Annotated in this window: 16 protein-coding genes and 1 tRNA gene; 10 read left to right on the top strand and 7 right to left on the bottom strand. The window is 36.9% G+C overall.

The genetic code is table 11. The features are described 5' to 3' along the window. Positions 1–212: 212 nt before the first annotated feature. Entirely contained in the window at positions 213–1,436 is a 1,224-nt protein-coding gene (locus IKL48_04865; GenBank protein ID MBR3603988.1) for a helix-turn-helix domain-containing protein, read from the top strand. 246 nt (positions 1,437–1,682) lie between these two features. Here the strand turns inward: IKL48_04865 and IKL48_04860 are convergent, their stop codons facing one another. After that, a complete protein-coding gene (locus tag IKL48_04860; protein ID MBR3603987.1) occupies positions 1,683–2,477 on the bottom strand; it encodes a hypothetical protein in 795 nt (264 codons plus the stop codon). Positions 2,478–2,716: 239 nt separating this feature from the next. Continuing rightward, on the bottom strand, positions 2,717–3,643 hold the full coding sequence (locus IKL48_04855; protein ID MBR3603986.1) for a DUF4268 domain-containing protein: 927 nt from the start codon (positions 3,641–3,643) through the stop codon (positions 2,717–2,719). Between the two features lie 226 nt (positions 3,644–3,869). Here IKL48_04855 and IKL48_04850 point away from each other — a divergent pair, with 226 nt between their 5' ends. From IKL48_04850 to IKL48_04835, 4 genes are all read left to right on the top strand, one after another. Next, positions 3,870–4,094: a helix-turn-helix domain-containing protein gene (locus IKL48_04850; GenBank protein ID MBR3603985.1), complete on the top strand. Its 225-nt coding sequence runs from the start codon at positions 3,870–3,872 to the stop codon at positions 4,092–4,094. Positions 4,095–4,096: 2 nt separating this feature from the next. Continuing rightward, positions 4,097–4,456, top strand: a complete 360-nt coding sequence (locus IKL48_04845; protein MBR3603984.1) for a hypothetical protein — start codon at positions 4,097–4,099, stop codon at positions 4,454–4,456. A gap of 396 nt (positions 4,457–4,852) precedes the next feature. Then, entirely contained in the window at positions 4,853–5,032 is a 180-nt protein-coding gene (locus tag IKL48_04840) for a helix-turn-helix transcriptional regulator (protein ID MBR3603983.1), read from the top strand. A gap of 1 nt (position 5,033) precedes the next feature. Next, the gene (locus IKL48_04835; GenBank protein MBR3603982.1) at positions 5,034–6,593 is read left to right on the top strand and encodes a recombinase family protein; all 1,560 of its coding nucleotides are present in this window, start codon (positions 5,034–5,036) and stop codon (positions 6,591–6,593) included. Here IKL48_04835 and IKL48_04830 read toward each other — a convergent pair. From IKL48_04830 to IKL48_04810, 5 genes are all read right to left on the bottom strand, one after another. Further along, positions 6,582–6,658, bottom strand: a tRNA-His gene (locus tag IKL48_04830). The two genes, IKL48_04835 and IKL48_04830, sit on opposite strands and share 12 nt — an antisense overlap. Positions 6,659–6,758: 100 nt before the next feature. Continuing rightward, entirely contained in the window at positions 6,759–8,255 is a 1,497-nt protein-coding gene (locus IKL48_04825) for a GGDEF domain-containing protein (protein ID MBR3603981.1), read from the bottom strand. Between the two features lie 222 nt (positions 8,256–8,477). Continuing rightward, positions 8,478–8,777, bottom strand: a complete 300-nt coding sequence (gene spoVG, locus IKL48_04820; GenBank protein MBR3603980.1) for a septation regulator SpoVG — start codon at positions 8,775–8,777, stop codon at positions 8,478–8,480. After that, positions 8,764–9,666, bottom strand: a complete 903-nt coding sequence (gene ispE / locus IKL48_04815) for a 4-(cytidine 5'-diphospho)-2-C-methyl-D-erythritol kinase (protein MBR3603979.1) — start codon at positions 9,664–9,666, stop codon at positions 8,764–8,766. The genes spoVG and ispE overlap by 14 nt, the downstream gene beginning before the upstream one ends. A 1-nt stretch (position 9,667) precedes the next feature. Then, on the bottom strand, positions 9,668–10,732 hold the full coding sequence (locus IKL48_04810) for a toxin-antitoxin system YwqK family antitoxin (protein ID MBR3603978.1): 1,065 nt from the start codon (positions 10,730–10,732) through the stop codon (positions 9,668–9,670). 146 nt (positions 10,733–10,878) lie between these two features. Between IKL48_04810 and trxA the strand changes: the two genes are divergently transcribed. From trxA to rho, 5 genes are all read left to right on the top strand, one after another. Beyond that, positions 10,879–11,199 (top strand): thioredoxin, encoded by a 321-nt coding sequence (gene trxA, locus IKL48_04805; protein ID MBR3603977.1) that lies wholly within the window; start codon positions 10,879–10,881, stop codon positions 11,197–11,199. 12 nt (positions 11,200–11,211) lie between these two features. Next, positions 11,212–11,703 (top strand): hypothetical protein, encoded by a 492-nt coding sequence (locus IKL48_04800; protein MBR3603976.1) that lies wholly within the window; start codon positions 11,212–11,214, stop codon positions 11,701–11,703. Between the two features lie 62 nt (positions 11,704–11,765). Continuing rightward, on the top strand, positions 11,766–14,348 hold the full coding sequence (polA, locus tag IKL48_04795) for a DNA polymerase I (GenBank protein ID MBR3603975.1): 2,583 nt from the start codon (positions 11,766–11,768) through the stop codon (positions 14,346–14,348). A 5-nt stretch (positions 14,349–14,353) separates the two neighbouring features. Then, positions 14,354–14,944 (top strand): dephospho-CoA kinase, encoded by a 591-nt coding sequence (gene coaE / locus IKL48_04790; protein MBR3603974.1) that lies wholly within the window; start codon positions 14,354–14,356, stop codon positions 14,942–14,944. Positions 14,945–15,178: 234 nt separating this feature from the next. After that, positions 15,179–16,435: a transcription termination factor Rho gene (gene rho, locus IKL48_04785; protein ID MBR3603973.1), complete on the top strand. Its 1,257-nt coding sequence runs from the start codon at positions 15,179–15,181 to the stop codon at positions 16,433–16,435. Positions 16,436–16,441: the final 6 nt, after the last annotated feature.

The raw sequence follows: 16,441 nt of genomic DNA, 5'->3' as shown, positions 1-16,441 counted from the left end.
TCACTTTATATGTGTCGTTTTTCTGCTTTCTTTCTGGCTGCAAGAATTGATTAAAAAATAACTTATCAAACAACAGCCCGCTCCTCCACCCTCAACCGCCTTGGTTGGGGGTGTTTTTTATCGGTTAATGTGCATTTCTAACTATTAATTCAGTTTCCAGTTTAAATTTATGTGGCCTATGCTACACGAGTTTAAAACAGAGGAATTGGATTATGTTTGATAAGTTTACAATGTATGCAGATAGAGCAGATTTTAGTCGTGTAGCTAGCCCGATAGAATTAAATAATAAAGAATGGTTAATAAAACACCCACCTCAATACTTCCCCAAGGTCAGTTATTGCTCCGGTTATTTTGGAAATTCACTTAAAATTGAGGTTTCTATACCCAAAATCCTATACGGAAACAACTTCTTTGAAGCCCAAGAGAGTGATTTTGAGACTTTTTTGGATAAATTAACTATACAGCTTGGGAAAATGGGCTTTAAATTAGTGGATAAAAACATGCTCCGCTATAACCAGTCTATTTACAATATAGAAATCGCTAAAAACTGCATTTTAGGTAATATCCCAACCTCTGTTGTATTGGGAAATCTGTATAAAAGCAAGCCTCCAAGAGCACAAATGAAACTAGTGGGTAAGGATTGGATACCAGGAGAACAAGTCAGATTTATCGGTGCTAGCCATGAAATAACCTTCTATGACAAATATCTTGAATTAATAATGGCGAAAAGAAATCAGTTTAACTTGGATTGGTTATTCCACAGGTCAGATTTAAAGAGTATTTTACGCATGGAAATAAGACTTAAAAAGGAACAGATTAAGCAGATATTTGGCGATAGACCCACCTTAGAAGAGATGTTTAAAGAGAGATACTATCATAAGGCAGTGCAAAAGTATTTTGGGCCAATAGCAACCTATTTGCTAACACATCAGCCTTATGTTAGTCCAGACACAGAACTTTTACTATACAAAGATGCAGAAATGAACGCTAGTAAAATGAAGGATTTGTTCCTAGTAAAAAGCTTAATTAATGAGCATGGCTATATATACGCAAAGAAAAGATTAAAGGACTTATTTGGCGATAAAGAAGCTAATAGAATATTTGCCCTTCTAAAGAGATATCCACCTATGGAAGTAGTTCAGCCGGAATATAACTTTTTACCTATGTTGGCAGAGCAAATAAACCAACCTAAGTGGCTTACTCCTGCAAATATTGTTAGTTTGGAAGTACCTAATGTTAAATCTGAAAACTTTTTAGAGGAATCTCTTTGGAATTGTGTCCAGTCGGCAAAATACCTAGGGGTAGGGCCTAGAGAAATTCAAAGAAGGTGTAAAAATAAGGAAATTCCAAGCATTGTTATAGCAGGCTCTTACCGAATACACAAGGCAGATGTAAAGGCTTATGCGTACAGGGAGCAACGAAAAAAGGGCACATAGTACTACAGTAGTTAAACAAAACAAAAATAAATGCTTCTTAAAATAAATAAGAGGCATTTATTGTTTTAAAGAATCAAAAATAAAAATAGAAAACAAGTAAGTCTAATATAAGAAACCATTAAATAACAGAAATACCAAGATAAAAACTTATTGATTTGTTTATTTGTATAGGAGAATAAATATAGAAAATAAAGAAAAATCTAAATACAAATATTGCTTCAAAATAAAAAAGTATTTTTTGAATAATTAAACATCCATTGGGTCTTGTTTTAATTCTCTATACACATTCATATGTGGAAGTTTCTTAAAGTAAGATGTGAAAGCAATTAATTCTTTAAGTAATACTTCTTCATTTTCTATTAATTTAGGTATTTGAGTTTCTATAAGGTGAATCTGTAAACCTTTTCTTTCGTACCACAACTTAAAGCTATCTTTTAAATCGCTTAATAAAGAATTATAGATATGAACTAATTGTTGGACAATAAATGAAAAATAATATTCAAGAATATCTTCCTGAAATCTTTCTTTTATACTTGGAATTGAAAATAAAAATTCTCTAAAACTAAGATGAGGGTTATTTTTACGAATCCGCTTAATATTTCTCAATATTCGTAAATTACTATGCTTATTTTTGTTCCCTAGAAATTCAATCATTTCTTGGCGAGAAAAATTAAGTTTTTCCTCTTTTCCTACTTCGGCTAGATAAAATTTATAAATTTTTCTTTCATTCAACCAAGTTTTAAAAGTATTTATGCTTTCTATTGTCTTTTTTCCATTTTTAAAATACGAGCAATTAGAAAATATAAATTTTATATTTTCCAAAAGATCTCCTTTGAAGAAGCTTTCATCTATTGGATATAAAAGGTCAATAAGATTAGTATAAAACAAGCCGTAGGTGTCTATATTCGTCGGATGTGCATATTTTTCTGCAATATGGATTCTTCCAGGACATAAAAGACCATATAACTCTTCTAGTGCAGTTATCAAGATAAAAAAGGTCTTTTCTTTTTCGGTTAGAGCAAGTGACAAATCTTTACTCATTTTTTTCTCCAAATATGTTTTTTCATTATTTATACTTTATCAAAATAAACAAATATAATCTCCCCACCAAAAACCCTTTATTTAAAAACCCATAAACTATATACCTTTTACAATAAAAACCCTATAAAACCTGATTTTGAGCAATTAAAGCATATTTGTATTCTTCTTTCTCAAACAAAAAACCTACCCCGTTATTATAAAGAGATAGGTTTGTTAAATAAGTATTTTTGATTTTATTATTAATTATCAAATTCTTTACTTATTTGTTTTAATTTAAGAGCCATTTTTATATACCAATCAAAATACTCTTTCCAATTTGATTCATTGTTTTTAAAAATAGCAGGATGTGTTACCAGTATTCTACAAGCTTTATTAGCTTCGATCCATTCTGCTTTATTTCCCAAAATTTTTTCAATTTCTACTTTTTGTGAGAGAAACTTTTGAAAAATTTCTTTATCATTTGGAATATAAATTTCTGTACCAATACATTTTTCTTTGGTATTCATTGTTAAACCAATGTGATAAGCAGAAGTACCAACACTTAAGTTATACCAATGATTAGGCGCTATTTTCCTTAAAGAAAATCCATTAAAATCAGTTTGTTCAATGGCATAATCTTTAAATTTCTGCCAAAAATTTAAACGCAATTTTTCTGTTTCATTTAAATTATCTGCAGTTTTCATAATTTTGCCCCAATCATTGGGTGATTCAACAATATTAAACTTAGGAGCAGGTAAAGAGTCATTAATTTTCCATAATTCAATTTCCAATAGGAAAAAACCAATATTTTCATCGGTATGTTGATTTAACCATTCTATTGCTTGTTTGTGTTCGTCTCTAGCTTTTTTTACAATCCAAATAATGATTTCAGCCCCTTTTCCGGCGGCATAGGTAATTATTTGCCCTAAGTGTTTATGATTGGTTTCTTCCAATTGGTTTTCTATAATAATTTTTCTGTCAGTTCCTTCTTCACGAGCATATAAATCAGCAGCGAAATCTCCTACTTTTGATTCTCTCTCTTCTAATACAATATTTCCGATTCCAATAGTTTCACTAAGTAATAATAGATTCTTTTCTTCTGCCAGCCATTTTGAAAAATCAGATTGTTCATGTGGCCAAATAATTCTCAAATCTGTTACTTTTTGCATTATTCCAAGTTTTTCCATATAAATACCCTATGTTTGATTAAATTTATTATTTATCTCAGTTTATCAAATTATTATCATTTTCCTTTTCTCCTGCGTGTTTTATCCCTATTTTTCCCTATACAGATCAAATTTTCTGAAATCTAGTTTAAATTTAAAAGAAGTATATAGATTTGTGTACAAAAATACATTTATATCTATTGCAAATTTATTCTTCTTTTTAATTTAAAAAAAGGAAATAAGAAATATGCAACAAAAGTATCAAAGATTAGTAAGCACAAAGGAATTAGCCCAATATGTCGGTTCAAGCGAGAATAGTATACGCAGTTTGAAGAGTCAGGGCAAAATCCCACCTCAATGGATAGTCAAAATTGGTAGATCTGTTCGTTATGATCTCAACGAGATAAATAAGTGGATTGAAAGCAAAAAAGAAGCCAATAAAACGAATATTTTGATAGGTCGGAGCATTTAATTATGAAGAAAAAAATAAACAGAAAAGCCAAGAAAAAAGCCGTTTACCCCAAAATAGAAATTATCAGAGAATTGAAGCTTAATAAACGAAGAAAACCATATAAGAAGAGAAAACAGACGATAGCCAAGCAAAAAAGAGGCCCCAGAGGCCCTTATAAAAAGCGTAATAAAGCACAAATAAGTTATTTGCAGTTAAACGCATATACTTCCAAAATTCTTGCTTTAACCCAAAAACTATTGTGCTGGAGTGCTTTAGCAAAAATGTTCAACAGAGCAGATTGCTCTTCCGTTGTATCAAAACTGGTGGTACGAAGTGTAGATATTTGTTTCTCCGTCGTACTACGCTTGTATAGGAAACGTTAAAAAAGGCAACGAGTATATAAGCAAATTAGTTTTAGACTGTATCTTTAATGGAGTTTAAAATGAGTAATTAAAAAAGGATGGCTTGTTTGTAAGAAGTGAGGATTGTATTTTGTCTAACAGTAGATTTAGTGAAGAATTTTTAGAAGAAACGAAGCGGATTTTCTGTTCGATGTCATCAAAAGAATTGACTGAAGGAGAGTGTATCGTTTTGGCACAAAACATGATTTCTTTAGAAATGTATTTGAGAGAGTTAAAAAGGAAATATGAAAAAAGAATGAAAAAGTAATGTGTTTTCTTTTGTTTAAAAGATTGAACGAATATAGAGAAATTTTGATAAGGTGTAAGTAAAAAATTATAACTGATTATAATAAATTATAATATAGTATAATAAATAATATGAATGAGTTAATAAATAAATTAGAAATATACAGATTAGAGCATAGAATTTCCCAGAAGAAGCTTTCTGAAATGCTTGGTGTGACTTGTGCTACCGTGAACAGGTGGTTTAAGGGGCACACCTCTCCAAATAAAATACAGGCTTACCAAATAGAGAAGCTACTAAAGGAGCAAGAATAATATGGAAAAAGCATTATTATATTTACGCGTTTCCAGTAAAGGCCAGGAAGACGGTTACTCCTTGGATGCCCAAGAGAAATTGGCATATGAATATGCCAAAAAGAAAAATTTAGAAATTGTTAAGGTGTGGCGTGGTGCTGAATCCGCTTGGGGGAGGAAGGTGCGCCGTAACTTTGTGCAAATGCTTGATTATTCTAAAAAACATCCCGAAGTTAAACATATTATTTTTGATGTCTTTGACCGAATGACCCGTAATGATAGCGACAAAGCAAAAATGACGGAAATGATCCAAACATACGGTAAAGTGATTCATTTTAGTAGACCAAATAAAACTTATAGTAGAGATTCCAGTCCTGACGATGAGTTTGCGTATGATATTGAAACTGCAGTATGCAAGAAAACATCTAACGATATATCTCATAAAACCAGAATGGGGATGCAAGAGAAGGCAGAGCAAGGAATTTATCCCTCTAATTGCCCTATAGGATATATTAACAATCAAGAAACTAAACAAATCGATGTGGACCCAACCAGAGCACCATTGATTCAAGAACTTTTTTCTAGAGTCGCTATGGGTGGAGAATCTTTGGCCGGTTTGGCAGATGAGTATTTCGCAAAAGGTCTTAGACATAAAACAAGAAATACCCGCCTTTCTAAGTCTTCCCTGCATAAAATTATTCATAATCCATTTTATTATGGTGAGTTCCAATGGGGGCATAAGATATACAAGGGCACACATACCCCACTGGTTTCTAAAGAAATGTGGGAAAAAGCGGTTCAGACTCTAGGAAGTAAGCACCGCCCCCTTAAGTTAAAAAGGAAATTCGCCTTTGGCGGTTTGCTGATTTGCGGTAAATGCGATTGTACGATTTTAGGTGAAGTGGCTAAAGGAAAATATACTTACTATCGTTGTAGTTTTTCAAAAGGGCAGCACGAGCATAAGGGCTATATAAGAGAGGAAGAACTTGCCGAAAAGTTCGGAAAAGTGGTGCAGGATATTGCTATTCCTGAATATGTGAGCGATTGGCTGCAAAAAGGCGTAGCAGAATTTGCCAAAACCAAAGAGAAATCCAGAAAAAAAACCTTGGACATTTTGAAATCTGATTATACACAGGCTTATAAAAAATTAAACAGGTTGTATGATTTACAGTTAGAGGGGAGAGGAAGCCTTGAAATGTTTTCTATTAAAGAGAAGGAACTAACAGAAGAACTCAGCCTTCTTAAGAAAGCAATAGACGAATGTGGAGCAGAATACGAAAAGGTCATCCCAAGGGCTCAGGAAACATTTACGGCTATCAATAATATAACGGAAATATATAATATGGCCACTAATGAAGAAAAGGCTAAAATTCTTAGGTTATTGGCAAACCAATATACTTTAGAAGGAAGAGACATTAAAGTAGACTACAAAGAACCTTTCTGCTATTTTGCTCAAGCGAAAAAGGAACTGCAACCCAGTAGTGGACGAATTATAGGACTTCCCATTTTGGATATGAAAAAAATCCCTAGCTTTACCGACGATAATTCGGGTAGTTCTAGGGATTCAATATGGGGTGGCTGAGGGGACTCGAACCCCCGACCTCCGGTTCCACAGACCGGCGCTCTAACCAACTGAGCTACAACCACCAAAAATCAGTTGCGTAATTTCTACGCTTATCACTATTTTACTATTTTTAAGAATGTTTGTGTAAAAAAATTTAGAAATCTTTGTTTTTTTACTTAAAATTTATTCATTTTGCTTTTTTAAAATATTGTCACTTTCTTGTAAAGCAATGTCTATTCCATTGACCGGACCCATAATAAAATCTGCTCCTAAATTTTTAAGAATTTGGCGTTGTGCAAAAGAAGAAACACCACTGAAAATAATTTTTACTTTCATTTGTTGAGCCATATAAATTAAGGAGTCGGCCAATCGGCGTGCGCGTTGATTTTCTTCTAAATCTGCTACGGTTTCTTTTTCAATTTTTATAATTTGTAAGGGCAATGTTTTTAATAATTCCAAAGGACTATACCCCTGAGAGGCTTGGTCCAAACTCAAAACAAATCCCTCGTCGTGCAAACGATAGGCTATTTTTTCAATAATATCAATTTGTGATATTTCATTGTGAGGTGCCGCTTGCAGGATTAACAGAGAGGTGTCTAATTGATATTTTTTGATTAAACGGACCAAAGCACCAGCAAATTGAGGACTTTGCAGACTGTCGGTTGAAAGGTTTAGAAAGAGGGGAAATAAATCTTTTTTTTCTTGAATTCGTTGTTTTTGAAATTGGCAAATTTTTTCCGCTACATATAAATCCAATCTATAAATAAATCCATTTTGGGTAAAAACATGACGAAAAAACGATTCATTAATTTCACCATAAGGAGGTAAATCCCAGCGGAGAGAAACTTCGGCTCCATAAAAAGAGCCTTCCATATCTCGTATAGTAGAAAGGTATAACTGAAATTGTTCTTTTTCCAGAGCTTCCTCCATATGGTTTTCTATTTCTTGCTCAAGTTGAAGGCGTTTTTGTAAGAAGGTATTATAAAAACCGATAATATGATCATATTTTCCTTTAACGGTATCTCTGGCTAAAGCTGCTTTAGCCAACAATTCATTGAGCGAGGTGGGTTTTTTTGATAGAGGATAAACACCGAAAGAAAGAATGATTTGAAAGGAGGTTTTTTCGATGGGACAGGTGGAGATGATTTTCTCGTTTAACACTTCCAATCGATTTTTTAGTTGTTCTTCCGTTTGATATTTTACAAGTATCTGAAAAATATCTGCTTGTACGCGGCAAAACATTTCTTGTGCCTGTAAATCTTCTCGTAGAATAAAAGCAATGTGTCGCAGTATGTCGTTGGCTTTTAAATAACCCAGTCGATCATTTAATAATTTGAATTTATTGATATCAAAAATTACAAAAGCAAATTTTTGTTGTGGGTTTTGCTGAAGAATTTTCAAAATCTCTTGTTGTGCTTTTTTCCAAGTGGGTCCCTGAGTAATAGGGTCTATATAAGCCGCTTGATACAACTGTTGTTGTGTTTTGCGGTTTTGTTGAAGGATATAAATCAGCAGTAAGGCCAAAAAAAGTAAATCCACCCCGAACAACAGGCAAAAGATGAATCTTGGAGAAAGAGACGCCGGAATATAATAAACGTAAATTCCGGCCCCTAAGCCTAATAGCAAAAGAGATAACATGAAAACATAAACGGTATGTATAGAAAAAAATTTTACTTTCATAATGCCCCCTATTTAAGTAAAGCCTATTTCTTCTATCAAAATCGGTAAAGGGGGAAAAAAAGGTTAGAGATTGTTGTAGCAGAGATATAAATAAAAAAGCACCCTTTCAGGTGCTTTATATGGTTTCCGGACTAGGACTCGAACCTAGAATGACTGGACCAAAACCAGTAGTGATACCATTTCACCATCCGGAATTAAATCTGTGTATATATTGTAGCAAATTTATTTCACTTCGTCTTCTTTTTTTTCATTTTCCGTCGGAGAATTCTTTTTTAATTCTTCCTCATAAGCCTTTAAAACTTGGTCTTCTAGGTATTGGCGGAACTCTTGTGTAATAGGGTGAACGATGTCTTTGTGGGTGCCGTCTGCTGCTTTGCGAGAAGGCATACACAGGAAAACCCCTTTCGCTCCGTTGACTAATTTCATATTACGTACCACAAAGCAGTCATCAAAGGTGACACTGGCAAATGCTTTGAGGCGTTGATCGGTCATTAAGTGAATGCGAATTTCAGTTATTTTCATCGGTTTTCCCTCCGAAGTGTGTAATAAAAACTTTTCTTCCTTCCTTTTTCATCTTTTCTGCCAAATCTTTGGCTTGTTCTTGCGTGGAAGTTAAGGCAAAAACAGTAGAGCCGGAGCCGGACATCAGTGTAATTGCCTTTAATTGTAAGAAATCGTCTTTTAGTTTTTTGACGGAATCAACATAAGGCAAAACGGCTTCTTCCAAACGATTAAATAAAAAAGAACTCCATTCTTGCAAAGAGTCTGCATTTTTTAAAGATAACAGTAATTTATCTAAAAGGGAGGTTTTTGTCAATCTGTTATTAGCAGAGTCCAAATGTAATCTGGCAAATACTCCTTTAGTAGGGACATGCGTATCAGGATATACCAATACAACATAGGGGAGGGGGGCATTTACTTCTACGGGGGTTAATTTCTCCCCAATACCCTCTCCTTTTAAAAAAGTATCCGGATATAAAAATAAAGCAACGTCTGCCCCCAATTTGGCTGCACGCGGTAAAAGACGCAAGGGATCTTTATTAAAAATGCGGCACAATGCTAACAATGTAGTGCCTGCATCGGAAGAACCTCCACCCAACCCAGCTCCCATAGGAATATGCTTTTCTAGGGTAATGTGGGCTTTTAATTTTATGTTAAATTCTTCTTCAAAAGCTCGTACTGCCCGCAGAACTAAATTGCTCTCGTCTGCTTGTAATCCTTTTCCTAAAGGACCCGTAATTTCTAAGAACAAATCTTCTTCGTCGGATTGGTCGGCTGAAATCGTAATATAATCTGACAGTGATATTTTGGCAAATAAGGTGGCTAGTTCGTGATATCCGTCCGGACGTTTGCCGGTCACTTCTAAAAACAAATTCACTTTTGCCGGAGCAGATAATGAAATCGTGTGCATATTAGGCTCCTTTTCTTTCGGTGTTGTGCACTACCGCGCCCCAATGATACTCCTCATCGGAAATGAGTTGGCCGTTTTCGGCATAGGTTTTGCGCGGTCCGTCCAACAGTCCGTCCGTATAAAACTCACAATCATGTTTTTGACCGTTTGGGAAAAAGCTAAAGCGTTCTCCGTCCAGTCGGCCGTTTTTATAGTTTTCCTGAAACCAAATTTTTCCTTCCGGAAAATATAACTTACGGCTGCCGTGTAATTTTCCGTTTTCAAAATGTTCTTCACAATCAATTTGTCCATTGTAGTACAAAACGGTACGTTTGCCATGTAATTTTCCATTTTGATAGCAAGCATTTACACAGGTTTCTCCATTGGGGAAAAAGGAGCGCCAAGAGCCATGAAGTTGTGAGTTAAGATAGTGGGCTATTGTTTTCATAAATCCTTGAGAGCAGTAAGAGTAATATTCGGCCTCTCCTTCCAGCAACCCGTTTTTATAGTGTTCCTGACTTAGCAGACGGCCTTGCTCATCAAAGCGTCTGAACTCACCCTCTAATTTATTATCTTTGTAGGTAGATTCACTGCGCAGTTGGCCGTTATCGTCAAATTCTCTAACCGGCCCGTCAGGGATATTTCCTAAAAGTTCCAAAGTAGAGCCGTTGGCGGCTACTGTTTGTTCTGCTACTTCTTTTCCATCTCGGTAGAAAGAAAGGGTGGATTTATTGATTTTAACGATGGTTCCATCGTAAGTCGGTTGAGGCTGAGGAATGGCTAAAATAGGGGTCCCATGTATGGTATGATCTTCCAAATCGATCAAGATGCCGTCTTTGTATTTTTCAAAGAAAGTCACTTCCCCTGTGTTTAAATCAATGATTTCCAAATCTCCGTTTAATTTGCCGTTTTTATAATGTTTAACGGTTTTTGTGGTAGTTTCAAACACTTCCACTTCTCCGTCCGGCAAAACTCCGGCGGTATTGATAAGGTTTTTATCTTTATCAAAAAATTCCTTTGCCAGTGGAGTGGCACGAAAATAACTGCGGCTATCCGGTGTGACGATACAAATAATTCTTTCTTTCATAAGCCCTCTCTTAGTCCTTATTGTACTATACTTTGTTGCTTTAAGAGTAGAAAAGAAAACAAAGATTCTACTCTTGACAGGCCCTTCTATCTCTGCTAATCTTTAATAAGAAGCAAAGATTATGTAAATTTAGGGAGTATTATACTATGAGCGAAGTTATTTTGACCGATGAAAATTTTGAGCAAGAAATTACGCAATACAAAGGTGTGGCATTAGTAGATTTTTGGGCCACGTGGTGTGGGCCTTGCCGCATGTTGGGGCCGGTGGTGGAAGAATTGGCACAGGAATATGCCGGAAAAGCCAAAATTTGTAAATTAGATGTGGATAAAGGCTCTAATGTCAGCGCCAAGTACAATATTACCTCCGTTCCCACCATTATTTTCTTTAAAGATGGTTCGGCGGTGGCTCAAGTGACGGGATTGCAATCTAAATCGGCTTTGCAAGAAAAAATAAATTCTTTGTTATAAGGAGAGATTTCTATGAAACGTATTTTGGTAGTTTTATGTTGTTTGTTGGCTCCTCTTTTCATGCAGGCTGGGGAATATTCACAAAGACCTATTCCGTCTGATGTGGTGGAAGCCTTTTTTATAATGAATAATCATCCTACTAATTCTGATATGACTCTACTGCAGGCAGAAGAAAAATTAAAGGGAACGATTGTCGTGCAAATATCTATGGACCGTTGTACTACCTGTATTAAAATGAAACAAGCTATGGATAGAGCAAACATAGTGAACTTGTGGAGCGAAAAGGGTGTTCGTTTTTACCAGATTGATGCTGATGAAGAATACCCCGCAAAACATGTTAATGATTTTTATGGTTGGATAAAAGAAAACACAAAAATTGAAACGGTTCCATTGATAATGATTTTTAAAAATGGAAAATTTGCCGGGATGAGAAATGGCTACGAAGTAGAACCAACGGAAGAATATGATGCCAAATTTATTAAAATATTAGAAAGCATTTCTTAGTCTTAAACTATATATTTAAAGCCCGCACTGCAGGTGCGGGCTTAGTAAGTAGTTAACCTATCATGTTAAATCCTTCCTTTCAAAACCCCTTTTTTTTAATTGATGCGCATGGTTTTCTGCACCGCAACTATCATGCTCTGCCCAAGTTGTCCACTTCTTCCGGTCAGGAAGTGGGGGCTTTGTATGGATTTGTGCGTTGGTTGTTGAAACTTCTTAATGAAAAAAATCCGACCTATGTGGCGGTATGTTTTGATTCACCGGGCGGATGTGCACGACGAAAGCGCTTGTTGCCTACTTACAAAGCTAATCGAAAAAAACCGGACGATGCCTTAGTCAGTCAATTAAAACTAGCCAGAGAAATGGTAAGAGATTTAGGTTTTTCAGTGGTGGCTCAAGAAGGGATAGAAGCCGATGATTTAATGGCTTTTTTGGCTTTGCAGGCTCAAAAAGAAAATGTGGACAGCGTATTGGTAAGTGCTGACAAAGATATTTATCAATTTTTAAGTGAGCATATTTCCGTATGGCCTTCCGGCGGCAAAGACGGAATTAAAGGGCCTGAGGCGGCAGAAGAAAAATTTGGCGTAAAAACAATGTTTTTACCGGATTATTTTGCTATTGTCGGAGATGCTTCCGACAATGTACCAGGCGTGGCGGGAATCGGCCCCAAAACAACGGTGGAATTGATTCATACTTTTGGTCATTTAGAGGATATTTTGAGGGCCGCGCATAACGATGACCCGCGCATGAAGCCCACGTTAGCCAAAAAATTACTTGAGCAGGAAGGGAATGCTCTTTTGTCTAAACAACTGGTGGTGTTGGATTCAGACTTGAATATGCCCTTTTCTCTATCAGATTATGAGATCCGTCAAGTAGATCCGGCACAGTTGTCTGAGATGTTTGCCCGCTACGAATTTAAAAATTTATTAGAGAGTTTCCGCCCGAAGACTAAGCAAATAGAAGAAAACCTTTTTCAACAAACGGCGCCATCTGTTTCGTTAAAAGAACTACTTGCTTTGGCACAAAGCGCAAAGGAAGTTTTTTTGTATACGGAAGAAGATAAACTTCTTCTTTCCGTTTCTGCCGATCAATGTGCTTTTTTGCCCTTATCCTCTATAGAGCCATGGGACTTGGCCGAAATCAAAAAAATTATCTTTAATGATCAAATTCTCAAAATAGGCTATGATTTAAAATTTACGTTGAGGGAACTTAATATTTCTTTGCAAGGAAGGAAGATCCCTTGTTTTGATGCGCGTTTGGCCCGCTATGTATTAGATCCATCTTCGGATTTAAGCCCCGCCGGCGCTATTGCACATTATTTTTCTGCGTTGGTTAATCAAGAAGAAACAGACGAAAAATTATCCTTGTATAACAGTTATATTTTTAAATTGCGCGACAAGTTGGAGGCGGATTTAAAAGAAAAAGAAATGTGGCCATTATATAATCAGTTAGAAATTCCGTTAATGTTTGTCTTGCTTGAGATGGAGCAAAACGGAATGAAGGTAGATTGTGCGTGGTTAGAAACTTTTAAAATTTTATTAGAACAAGAAATGCAACAATCACAGCAACTGATTGATAAAATAGCCGGTTTTTCCATTAATATCAACTCTACCAAACAACTGGGGCAACTTTTGTTTGAGCAATTACGCATTCCGCCGGTCAAAAAAACCAAAACGGGTTATTCTACCGATGAGGAAGTGCTTCAACAAATTGCACCCTTGCATCCGGTAGTGCCACAGATTTTGGATTATCGCTCTAATGCGAAATTAAAAAGTACCTACGTGGATAACTTACTTTTGATGGCAGATGAACAAGAAAAAGTCCATTCTTACTTAGACCAAACCGGTACTGTGACGGGGCGGCTATCTAGCTCTGCACCCAATTTGCAAAATATTCCCGTTCGTACCGAAAAGGGCCGTCAGTTGCGGCGGGCCTTTGTGGCAGAAGAAAAAAAGGTGCTGCTCAGTGTGGACTATTCTCAAATTGATTTGCGGGTGTTGGCTCATGAAAGCCAAGACCCTGCTTTAGTGCAAGCCTTTTGGGAAGGGGGGGATATTCACTTGCAGACCGCAGCCCAAATTTTTAATGTGATGCCTTTGATGGTGACAGAGCAAATGCGTTCTAGCGCTAAAGCCATTAATTTTGGTATCATTTATGGGCAAGGTCCTCTAGGTCTCTCCCAAGCATTAAACATTCCAATGCGTCAAGCCAAAGAATATATTGATCAATATTTCCGTAATTTTCAAGGGGTGCGTCATTGGATTGATGAAAATATTGCCAAAGCGCGTGCTAATGGATTTGTGAAAACGATGTTTGGCCATGTGCGTTATTTGCCAGAGTTTAATATGGGGGTAGGCAGTATGGCTTCCTTTGCACAGCGGGCCGCCATTAATACCATTGTGCAAGGAGGATCAGCCGATATTATCAAAAAGGCGATGGTGGATATTGCCCAAAGTTTGCGTGGAACGCAAGTGCAAATGATCATGCAGGTGCATGATGAACTCATTTTTGAAGTACCGGAAAATGAACTGGCGCATTATTGCGCTTTGATCAAAAACCAAATGCAAAGTGCTGTTAAACTCAGGGTGCCTTTGCTTGTAAGTGCCAAAGCGGGCCCCAGTTGGTACGAACTTAAAAAATTATCTTAATTCCTATGAAATTTAAATTTCCCAAACAAATAGTAATTGGTCTTACCGGCGGGATGTTAAGCGGTAAAAGTACGGTATTGGATCTTTTTGAAAAAAGAGGTGCGTTTGTGCTTTCTTGTGACGCACTCGTCAGAGAAATCTCACTTCGTGCTGAGGTAAAGAAAAAAATAGAAAAAATATTCGGTTCTTCAGAAAGACAGTTTTTAACCCAAAAAATATTTAATAGTCCTAGAGCACGCACACAGCTGGAGAATTTGTTGCATCCTTTAGTTATTCAAGAACTTTCCAAACGCCTAAAAGCCAATAAAACATTTTTACGAGTGGTGGAAGTGCCTCTTTTGTTTGAAGCGCAGTTGGGGGATTATTTTGACTTAACTTTATCGGTATCTGCTCCCGAAAGAGTATTGCTTAAGCGCCTTTCCGCCCGTTCGATAAAAAAAGAAGATTTTGAAAAAAGAAGCATTGCCCAATTTAGCCAAGAGAAAAAAATGGCTCTGGCTGATATCAGCCTAATTAATAGCGGTTCTCTGGCTCAACTGGAAGAAAAAGTAGAAAATATTTATCGGGCAATACTTAAAATTTACCAAGTAAAATAAGGAGACATCATGTCAGAAAAAACCTTGCAGGAAAAACCTGCTAAATCTGCTACGGTCAAGGCTGGCGCTGCAAAAGCGAACAAGGCCGAAACCCACAAAGCAGAAACGAGCAAAAATACGGCTGAAACCAAAACGGCTGCTTTGCCGCAACGCCGCATTATGCAAAAAACGGGGAATGCATCTGCCCCTTATGCTCCGCAGCCTGTGCAACGCCAACCTAACGGTGCCAAAATGATGGATGCCCGCGAACTTAATAAACTTAGCATCGCGGAACTTACTAAATTGGCCGTAAACTACAATATTGAAGATATTTCCGGTTTGCGCAAGTCGGCTTTAATTGGAAAAATTGTGGCTATTCAGGCCAAGCAAAACGGCTCTGTATACGGTGGTGGCGTATTGGAAATTTTACCGGACGGTTTTGGTTTTTTACGCTCCGTTGAAAACAATTATTTGGCCGGTCCGGAAGATATTTATGTTTCTCCTTCCCAAATCAAACGTTTTGGTTTACGCAAAGGAGATACGATTGAAGGTTTAATCCGTCCGCCGAAAGAAGGGGAACGTTTTTTTGCCATGTTGCAGGTGCAAAAGGTAAATGGGATAGATTCTGTGAATGTATACAATCGGCCTTTATTTGAAAACTTAACCCCGCTTCATCCCAATGAACGGTTTAATTTGGAAATTGATAAAAATTCGCTTACACAACGCGTGATTGATTTAATGTCTCCTATCGGTAAAGGTCAGCGCGCGTTGATTGTTGCAGCACCTAAAACGGGGAAAACGATGGTCATGCAAGCCATTGCCCATTCATTGGAAGCCAATCACAAAGATGTGGTATTAATGGTGCTATTGATTGACGAACGTCCGGAAGAAGTGACGGACATGGCCCGCAGTGTAAAAGGGGAAGTGGTGGCCTCTACTTTTGATGAGCCGGCCGAACGCCATGTGCAAGTGGCGGAGATGGTCATTGAAAAAGCCAAACGCATGGCTGAAATGGGCAAAGATGTGGTGATTTTGTTAGATTCCATTACCCGTCTGGCCCGTGCTTATAATACGGTAGCCCCTTCTTCAGGGCGCGTATTAACCGGCGGCTTGGAAGCAACCTCCTTGCATAAGCCCAAACGCTTTTTAGGCGCGGCACGTAAGTTGGAGGAAGGGGGATCTTTAACGATTATTGCCAGTGCTTTGGTAGAAACGGGCAGCCGTATGGACGAAGTGATTTTTGAAGAGTTCAAAGGTACCGGCAACAGTGAGTTATGCTTGGACCGCAAACTTTCCGAAAGACGCATTTTCCCTGCAGTAGATATTAACCGCAGTTCTACCCGCAAAGAAAATCTGTTGTTAACGGAAGATGAATTGAACAAAATGTGGGTCATTCGCAAAGTGTTGGCTCCGCTGAGCAGTGTAGATGCTATGACGCTGCTCTTAGATAAATTATCTTCCACCAAGTCGAACAAAGACTTTTTGAAACAAATGGAAGTAAATGCTTTTTAGGCGAGA

The sequence above is a fragment of the Elusimicrobiaceae bacterium genome (genome assembly GCA_017520185.1).
Lineage (GTDB): Bacteria > Elusimicrobiota > Elusimicrobia > Elusimicrobiales > Elusimicrobiaceae > Avelusimicrobium.
Note: the sequence above shows the minus strand (reverse complement) of the source record. Positions and strands in the feature narration are given on the sequence as shown.